8 protein-coding genes and 1 tRNA gene are annotated in these 9,152 nt (G+C 41.0%); 7 read left to right on the top strand and 2 right to left on the bottom strand.

Translation table 11 applies throughout. The features are described from left to right. Positions 1-3: 3 nt before the first annotated feature. Positions 4-79: transfer RNA gene (locus PR767_RS05005), tRNA-Trp, on the top strand. 691 nt (positions 80-770) lie between these two features. On the opposite strand, the gene hdfR is transcribed toward PR767_RS05005, so the two are convergent. Beyond that, positions 771-1,613: an HTH-type transcriptional regulator HdfR gene (gene hdfR / locus PR767_RS05000; RefSeq protein WP_042851484.1), complete on the bottom strand. Its 843-nt coding sequence runs from the start codon at positions 1,611-1,613 to the stop codon at positions 771-773. A gap of 112 nt (positions 1,614-1,725) precedes the next feature. Between hdfR and PR767_RS04995 the strand changes: the two genes are divergently transcribed. Further along, on the top strand, positions 1,726-2,064 hold the full coding sequence (locus PR767_RS04995; RefSeq protein WP_004907240.1) for a DUF413 domain-containing protein: 339 nt from the start codon (positions 1,726-1,728) through the stop codon (positions 2,062-2,064). 78 nt (positions 2,065-2,142) lie between these two features. Here PR767_RS04995 and PR767_RS04990 read toward each other — a convergent pair whose 3' ends face one another. Beyond that, positions 2,143-3,669, bottom strand: a complete 1,527-nt coding sequence (locus PR767_RS04990; protein ID WP_004907243.1) for a YifB family Mg chelatase-like AAA ATPase — start codon at positions 3,667-3,669, stop codon at positions 2,143-2,145. Between the two features lie 479 nt (positions 3,670-4,148). Between PR767_RS04990 and ilvL the strand changes: the two genes are divergently transcribed. The 5 genes from ilvL (at position 4,149) to ilvD (ending at position 9,151) form a co-directional block, all read left to right on the top strand. Then, positions 4,149-4,250 (top strand): ilv operon leader peptide, encoded by a 102-nt coding sequence (gene ilvL, locus PR767_RS04985; protein ID WP_071524553.1) that lies wholly within the window; start codon positions 4,149-4,151, stop codon positions 4,248-4,250. A 132-nt stretch (positions 4,251-4,382) separates the two neighbouring features. Further along, positions 4,383-6,029 carry an acetolactate synthase 2 catalytic subunit gene (ilvG, locus tag PR767_RS04980; protein ID WP_004907245.1) on the top strand — a complete coding sequence of 549 codons (1,647 nt, stop codon included), beginning with the start codon at positions 4,383-4,385 and terminating at the stop codon, positions 6,027-6,029. Beyond that, positions 6,026-6,295: an acetolactate synthase 2 small subunit gene (ilvM, locus tag PR767_RS04975; RefSeq protein ID WP_004907250.1), complete on the top strand. Its 270-nt coding sequence runs from the start codon at positions 6,026-6,028 to the stop codon at positions 6,293-6,295. The genes ilvG and ilvM overlap by 4 nt, the downstream gene beginning before the upstream one ends. A gap of 11 nt (positions 6,296-6,306) precedes the next feature. Continuing rightward, entirely contained in the window at positions 6,307-7,233 is a 927-nt protein-coding gene (locus PR767_RS04970; RefSeq protein WP_004907252.1) for a branched-chain amino acid transaminase, read from the top strand. A gap of 67 nt (positions 7,234-7,300) precedes the next feature. Then, positions 7,301-9,151, top strand: coding sequence for a dihydroxy-acid dehydratase (gene ilvD / locus PR767_RS04965; protein WP_004907256.1), 1,851 nt, complete (start codon positions 7,301-7,303; stop codon positions 9,149-9,151). The last annotated feature ends 1 nt before the right edge of the window (position 9,152 follow it).

Below are 9,152 nucleotides of genomic sequence, written 5' to 3'. Positions count from 1 at the left end.
TTTAGGGGCGTAGTTCAATTGGTAGAGCACCGGTCTCCAAAACCGGGTGTTGGGAGTTCGAGTCTCTCCGCCCCTGCCAGTTACCAATTAAGTAATAATAAAAGAAGTATCTATTGATAACCCGATTAGCTTAATCGGGTTTTTCTTTATTTATCTAATAGCAAATATAGAGTTACTTTTCCCCTATTTGCTAATTTTCATTTGATCTTAGCTAATCTACTATCCCACTGTTTTATATACTTCAATTGTATTCATCACTTTAAATGCAAGAAATAAGCTCCCTGATTTATTTTTCTCTCATCCAATCTTTTGATGTTCTTTATTAATACTAAAAATAGGCGAGTTATTACTTACTGTTTATACCTTTTAATTACATTTACCACTCAAATGTATTGATGATATTACCTAATTTCCCTCCAAACTACCTTCTCTTTTATTTTCATCAGCTTATATGCATTTTCACCTAATGAGTAAGTTGTTACTTGCTACTTTATGTTTTTCAATAGTATTTGTGGGTTGAAAGGTATTTTAATGCGCTCAATCTTTAATTTAGATAAATGTCGTATACCGAGAATTGCTGGTTTAGCTTTATTAATCTCAAAAAATTATTTTGTTTATATTGTATAAATAAATGCCGATGAGTTATTCGTGATTGGTATATCTTATTAAAAGATAAAAAGAAGCATCAATTAAGAACATTGTGCAGTGGAACATAGTTTGTTTATAAAGTAGTAGGAAGGTGAGTGAATTCTGTTACTCACCTTCTTCTTTTATTGTTCACTTAACTGTGCATTTTTTATTGGCGTTTTAATCAGTTGATTGATAAGAGCTTGCTGATCGTTTTTTTGGAGCCAGACTGCATACAAAGGTTTGTTTATTGAGGTTTCTGAGAGCGTTTTTAGGCCTGGATATTGATATACCCAATGAGCAGGTAAAAATGCCGCTGAAAGCGATACAGGAAGTAATTGGCGGGTAATATGGGCAGAGGTCGTGATCATTACGGGTGTATCATCTTGGGTTAGTGATGGTTCATTTTTGGGATGAAAATCAACCCCCCACTCTAGCTTTATAAAATTATATTTTGTTAATGCAATATTTTTTTGGGAAGCCATAAGCTGTAAATCAATCGTACCGATGATAGTGCTTTCAAACTCATCCATTTTTGGGGGTTCCGTTGCGATTAATAAGTCTAATTCTCTAGAATGTAGTTGCTTAACAAGAGACTGGCGCGTTGAAACCCTAGCTTCGAGTCGCAGTTCATCATGTTGATTATAAAGTTCTTCTACCCAGTCAGTTAGATAACCTTCCCAAAGTGAAGCTGTTGCACCAATAGAAAGCTCAGTGTGTTGTGAGGCATGAGATATTTCTTTTTTAGCTTGCAACCAGGTATTCATTAACGATTCGGCATATGGAACAAGCCTTTCTCCCGCGGCTGTTAACCGGATATTGTTTCTATGCCTAGTAAATAAGCTTGTACCTAGCTGTGTTTCTAATTGTCTAATACGAAAGCTAACTGCTGATTGTGTTAAATAGAGTGATTCTGCGGCTCTACCGAAGTGCCTAGTCTTACTGACCTCTAAAAAAGTTCTCAATAACTCGCTGTCCACATGCATCTCCAATTATTTTTGTCGTGATGATTTAAATGTTTTGTTTTACAGATTGTCAATGCTGTCTAATACTCCGCGCCATATAGAGTTTGACTGTAATAAGTTAGGAGTGTGTCAGATGGCAGATAGCTTCATCACGACTAATCGTTTTTTTGATAATAAACATTACCCACGTGGCTTTTCTCGTCATGGTGATTTCACCATCAAAGAAGCTCAGTTGCTAGAACGTCTCGGCCAAGCTTTTAATGAGCTTGATATAGGTAAACGCGAACCTCAAACAGAAGAAGAAAAACTTTTCGTCGCTGTATGCCGTGGTGAGCGTGAACCTGCTACCCCAGAAGAAAAAGTTTGGGCAAAATATTCTAGCCGTATTAACCGTCCAAAACGCTTCCATACTTTATCTGGCGGTAAACCGCAGATAGATCCATCGGAAGACTACACTGATACAGATGATTAATATCATCATCGTATGATAAGAGGGACTACGGTCCCTTTATTTTTACGAGATAATAAAGTAGTTATCTGTCCATTCTTCTCAGCTTACTTGTTTTTGCAAATGAAGCAATAACTTATCCATCGCTCGATACCCTAGAGCTTCTAATAAATCAGAACGCTCAATAGTTTCTGCGGCATTAAGGTCGGCTATTGTTCTGGCAACTCTTAATATTCTGTGCCAAGCTCGGATGGAAAGACCTAACTTATTTAATGCATGTTCTAAGAATAATGCATCTTTTGCGGTTAGTAGGCAAAATTGTGTGGTTTCTCTTGGCGTTAGTAAACTATTAATTTTTCCGGCTCGCCTAAGTTGCCTATTTCTGGCTTCGATAACTCTTTGTCTGACGTGTTCACTTGTTTCACCTTGATTGGTTTGGCTACTCAATGAACCGAGAGGTAACAATGGAATTTCTATAGAGAGATCAAACCGGTCAATAAAAGGCCCTGATATGCGTGAAAGGTAACGTAGGATACGGGAAGGAGCTGAACGACTCATTTCTCCTTGGTAATGACCTGTTGGGCTAGGGTTTAGAGCTGCAACTAACTGAAAACTAGCGGGATAGCAAACTTTTGCTTTTGCTCGAGAAATACTAATTTTTCGGGATTCTAGTGGTTCTCGTAAAGAATCGAGTACTGAGCGGCTAAATTCTGGTAATTCATCTAAAAATAAAACACCGTGATGTGCAAGTGAGATCTCGCCAGGCTTGGGAAGAGAGCCACCGCCAATTAAAGCTGCAATTGATGCGCTATGATGGGGCGCTCTAAAAGGCCTTATCGGCCAATTCATGTCTTCTTTTGTATTTTCACTCAAGCTATGTAATGAAGCAACTTCTAACGCTTCCTGAGAGGTTAATGGGGGAAGTAAAGTCATTAGCCGACTGGCTAACATCGTTTTTCCTGTTCCTGGCGGACCCAATAAGAGTAAATTATGCCCACCAGCGGCACAGATTTCTAATGCTCGTTTACCATGTTCTTGGCCAATGATATCGTTAATATCACCTTCTTGCTTGATTGAGAGAGGTGCTTGGTGAATTTGTTGATTACAAAGCAATGTGTTTTTGTTATGTAAAAAATGACAAAGCTCCAATAAGGATGTTGCGAAATAAACGCTATTATCTGGAAGTAGGCCTAATTGATGTTGATTCTCCATAGATAGTATTAAGGAGCGTTGTTGTTTTAATGCTGATTGGGCGGCAGGAATAGCACTGCTGACATAGCGAACATCGCCAGATAAAGCAAGTTCACCTAAAAATTCATACTGTTTTAATGGCTCGTGGGGGAGCTGTCCTGATGATGCGAGTATGGCAATCGCGATTGCAAGATCATACCGACCACTTTCTTTTGGTAAGTCAGCTGGAGCTAAATTAACCGTCATTTTTTTAGCTGGATATTCAAATCCGCTATTTAGTAGAGCGCTTCGAACTCTATCTCTTGCTTCTTTTACGGCCGTTTCTGGTAGCCCAACGAGTGTTAAACCTGGGAGCCCATTACTAATATGTGCTTCAACAGTAACAAGAGGTGCTTCTAACCCAATTGATGCTCTAGTGTAAACAATCGCTAATGTCATGAGCCCTCCAATATTATTTACAGAGTAATATTCTGCTAAAAATAATTTGATTTATCTTGAATAGATAACATGTTTGCGAAGCCGCTCGATAATTTAATTACTTAGTTACTGAGTTGTTTCAATTTACTACGAGTGGCTTCGAAGCTAGGTTATAACTGGGATTGTGTTAGTTTCATGGAGCGAGGATACTATGCCGAGCTTGGTTATGCATAAGAAAAAGTAATTAATTATGTGGGGTGAGTTTTAATGGTGCCAAATGACTAATATGGATGATGTAGCTGATTATGCTATGTATTCTATTGAATTTTACTGAAGAATGGCTATTTAAGTAGTTTATAATGCTAATTTCATTGTTATTATATGATTTTAAAGTAATTTAATGTTTTGAAAATAAATAAATTAAATAAAAGTTGTCAAAACGCCTTTAAAATGATAACTCTAAATAATAGATGATTAAGAATATTGAAAAAGTAAAACACATGAACGCATTTATCCAAGCAGTTAGCCTAATTATTATTAGCGTGGTGGTGATTATTATCCCACCGTGCGGGGCTGCACTTGGACGACGAAGGCTAAAATAACAGCCAGATCTCACGAGAACCCCGCACCGAAAGGCGCGGGGTTTTTTTTGACATAAATGTTGATTGATGCAAGCACACTAAATAAAACATAACAAATACAAATAGATAAAGTAGACAGACAGGAGATAAAGCATGAACGGAGCACAATGGTTAGTTCAAGCATTGCGAACACAGGGAGTTGATACCGTATTTGGGTATCCTGGTGGCGCAATTATGCCAGTTTATGACGCATTGTATGATGGTGGAGTTGAGCATTTATTGTGTCGACATGAGCAAGGGGCTGTAATCGCGGCAATTGGTTATGCACGATCAACAGGAAAGACAGGGGTGTGTATTGCAACATCTGGTCCTGGTGCAACAAATGTTATCACGGGGCTAGCGGATGCATTATTAGACTCTGTTCCTGTTGTCGCCATTACTGGTCAAGTCGCTTCTGAATTTATTGGAACCGATGCTTTTCAAGAAATCGACGTCTTAGGGTTGTCTCTAGCTTGTACTAAGCACAGTTTTTTGGTTGAAGACATCGAGGATTTACCTCGCATTCTTGCTGAGGCTTTCGCAATCGCAAATAGTGGGCGACCAGGGCCTGTACTGATTGATATTCCGAAAGATATTCAGCTACAACACGCTGAGTTGTCTCCGTTTTTAATGCCGGTAGAGCAAGAAGTCACGTCACCTTTATCAGAAATCCAACAGGCAAGAATGCTATTAGAACAATCAGAAAAGCCTATGTTGTACGTTGGTGGCGGTGTTGGAATGTCAGGTGCCGTAAAAGAATTACGCGAATTTATTGAGTTTACAGGTATTCCTTCAGTTGCAACATTAAAAGGGCTTGGTGCTGTGAGCCCTTTAGATGAAAACTATTTAGGCATGTTAGGTATGCACGGTACTAAAGCGGCCAATATTTCTGTGCAGCGCTGTGACTTACTCATCGCTGTTGGTGCTCGTTTTGATGATAGGGTAACAGGTAAGTTAAATACTTTTGCACCGAACGCCAAAGTGATTCATATCGATATAGACCACGTAGAATTGGACAAATTACGTCAAACGCATGTTGCGTTGCATGGTGATGCAAAAGTATTACTACCTGAATTAATGCTTAAAAAATCAATAGCACCTTGGCAGCAGGAAGTTCAGCAACTTAAAAAAGAATTCGGTTGGCGTTATGACCATCCTGGTGAGCCTATTTATGCACCACTGTTACTGAAACAACTGTCGGATAAAATGCAGCCAAATACGGTTGTTACTACCGATGTAGGGCAACACCAAATGTGGTCAGCACAACATATCACCGTTGATGGCCCTGAAAATTTCTTAACCTCAAGTGGGCTTGGAACCATGGGGTTTGGTATCCCTGCGGCAATTGGAGCACAGGTTGCTAGGCCTGAAGATACGGTTGTTTGTGTATCAGGAGATGGCTCATTCATGATGAATGTCCAAGAGCTGGGAACCATCAAACGTAAGCAACTTCCTGTAAAAATTCTTTTAATCGACAACCAGCGCTTAGGCATGGTTCGCCAGTGGCAAGAACTGTTTTTCGAACAGCGTTATAGCGAAACTATTTTAACAGACAACCCTGATTTTGTGGCATTAGCCAGCGCGTTTGGTATTAAAGGCCAACGGATCACAGATAAGTCGGAAGTTAATGCGGCATTAGATGAATTACTTAATAGCGAAGGTGCCTATTTATTACAGGTATCAATTAATGAACTAGAAAATGTCTGGCCGTTGGTTCCGCCTGGGGCTAGTAATGAAAAAATGATGGAGAAACCATTATGATGCAACATCAAATCTCGATATTAGCCCGTTTCCGTCCTGAGGTTTTAGAGCGTATATTAAGGGTCACTCGCCATCGTGGATTTCGTATTAATGCCATGAATATGGGGCAATCGACAGACGGCGACAATGTTAATATTGAACTCACTGTAAGTAGTCAAAGGCCATTAACCCAGCTTTGTGCACAGTTAACCAAGCTTTCAGACATTACAGAAGTTGAAGTACTACAACAAGAATCACGACTATTACGCACACAAAGTGCAATGTAAGGAATATACAAATGACTAAGAAAGCTGACTTTATTTGGTTTAACGGTGAAATGACGCCATGGGCTGATGCAAAGGTTCATGTTATGTCTCATGCTCTGCACTATGGTACATCGGTGTTTGAAGGCGTCCGTTGTTATGACTCGCACAAAGGTCCTGTGGTCTTCCGCCACCGTGAACATATGCAACGTTTGCATGATTCAGCAAAAATTTACCGTATGCCCGTCAGCTATAGCGTGGAAGAGTTAATGGAAGCATGCCGTGCAACTTTGCGTAAAAATAACTTAGTCAGTGCGTATATTCGTCCATTAGTGTTTATTGGTGATGTTGGTATGGGAGTTAACCCACCAGACGGTTATAACACCGATGTTATTTTAGCTGCGTTCCCATGGGGTGCGTATTTAGGTGAAGAAGCGTTAGACCAAGGTATTGATGCCATGGTGTCTTCTTGGAATCGTGTTGCACCAAACACCATTCCTACAGGGGCAAAAGCAGGTGGCAACTATTTATCTTCTCTACTAGTTGGTAGCGAAGCTCGTCGCCATGGTTACCAAGAAGGTATTGCATTAGATGTTCACGGATATCTCTCTGAAGGTGCTGGGGAAAATATTTTTGAGGTGAAAGACGGCATTCTGTATACGCCTCCGTTCACATCATCTGCATTACCGGGTATTACGCGTGATGCAATTTTAACCTTAGCAAAAGATTTGGGTATTGAAGTTCGTGAGCAAACACTATCACGTGAATCTCTCTATCTTGCTGATGAAGTCTTCATGACAGGAACCGCTGCAGAGATCACTCCGGTTCGTAGTGTCGATGGTATCCAAGTCGGCATTGGCCGTTGTGGCCCAGTAACCAAGCAAATTCAGCAGGCGTTTTTTGGCTTATTTGATGGTACAACAGAAGATAAATGGGGCTGGTTAGATCCAGTAAACCCTTAATAATTAAATTTAAATAGATGTTACAGGCGGACGTTCCCCGCCTGTTTTAAACACGGGAGTTAAAGATATGCCTAAGTACCGTTCAGCAACAACAACTCATGGTCGTAATATGGCTGGGGCTCGTGCATTATGGCGTGCAACAGGCATGACTGATGCTGATTTTGGAAAGCCCATTATTGCTGTTGTTAACTCATTCACACAGTTTGTTCCAGGCCACGTACATTTACGTGATTTAGGCAAATTAGTTGCAGAGCAAATTGAAAATGCAGGTGGTGTTGCGAAAGAGTTTAATACAATCGCTGTTGATGATGGGATTGCCATGGGACATGGCGGAATGTTGTATTCCTTACCTTCCCGTGAATTAATTGCGGATTCTGTTGAATATATGGTGAACGCACACTGTGCGGATGCCATGGTGTGTATTTCAAACTGCGATAAAATCACCCCAGGCATGTTGATGGCGTCATTACGTCTGAATATTCCGGTTATTTTTGTTTCGGGCGGTCCAATGGAAGCAGGTAAAACCAAGCTTTCAGATCAAATCATCAAGCTCGATTTAGTTGATGCCATGATTCAAGGGGCTAACCCTAATGTGAGTGATGCAGATAGTGAGCAAATAGAACGTTCAGCATGCCCAACGTGTGGCTCTTGCTCAGGAATGTTTACTGCAAACTCAATGAACTGCTTAACTGAGGCGCTGGGGTTATCTCAGCCAGGAAATGGCTCATTGTTAGCGACTCACGCAGACCGCGAAACTTTATTTATCAATGCAGGTAAGCGCATTGTTGAATTAACCAAACGCTATTACGAACAAGATGATGAAAGTGCGTTACCACGCAATATCGCTAATAAATCTGCATTTGAAAATGCGATGACGTTGGATATTGCCATGGGTGGTTCAACTAACACAGTCCTGCATTTACTTGCAGCTGCTCAAGAAGCAGAGATCGATTTCACCATGGATGATATCGACCGTTTATCACGTAAAGTCCCACATTTGTGTAAGGTTGCACCGAGTACACAAAAATACCATATGGAAGATGTTCACCGTGCTGGTGGTGTCATCGGTATTTTAGGTGAACTGAGCCGTGCAGGTTTATTGCAAGAAAACGTGACGAATATTTTAGGTCTGAGCTTCCAAGAAACATTAGCGCAATATGATGTGATGTTAACAAAGGATGAGGCCGTTAAATCAATGTTTTCCGCGGGCCCTGCTGGTATCCGTACAACAAAAGCCTTTTCACAGAATTGCCGCTGGCCGTCATTGGATACTGACCGTGAGAATGGGTGTATCCGTAGTATTGAGCATGCGTATAGTTTGGATGGGGGACTGGCTGTCCTGTCTGGAAATATTGCAGAAGATGGCTGTATTGTTAAAACCGCTGGAGTTGATGAAGGCAGTTTAACATTCCGTGGCCCTGCCAAAGTCTTTGAAAGCCAAGATGACGCAGTAGAAGCTATTCTGGGTGGCAAAGTCGTTGAAGGCGATGTGGTTGTTATTCGCTATGAAGGGCCTAAGGGTGGTCCAGGCATGCAAGAAATGCTGTACCCAACCTCATATCTGAAATCAATGGGATTAGGCAAAAGCTGTGCGTTGATAACAGATGGTCGCTTCTCTGGCGGTAGCTCAGGGCTTTCTATTGGTCATATTTCACCAGAAGCAGCGAGTGGTGGCTTACTCGCATTAGTTCAAGATGGCGATATTATTGATATCGATATTCCAAAAAGAACGATGGTGCTGGATGTTAGTGAAAGTGAGCTGAATCAACGCCGTGAAGCGGAATTAGCTCGAGGCGACAAAGCTTATACTCCGCGTAATCGTCAGCGTGAGGTTTCTTTTGCTCTGCGCGCTTATGCTTCATTGGCGACGAGTGCAGACAAAGGTGCTGTTCGTGACAAGTCGAAATTAGGGGGCTGAT

Origin of the sequence: Providencia sp. PROV223 (genome assembly GCF_028479245.1) — a bacterium.
Lineage (GTDB): Bacteria > Pseudomonadota > Gammaproteobacteria > Enterobacterales > Enterobacteriaceae > Providencia > Providencia rettgeri.
The sequence above is the reverse complement of the archived record's forward strand: the minus strand, read 5'-3'. Positions and strand labels throughout refer to the sequence as shown.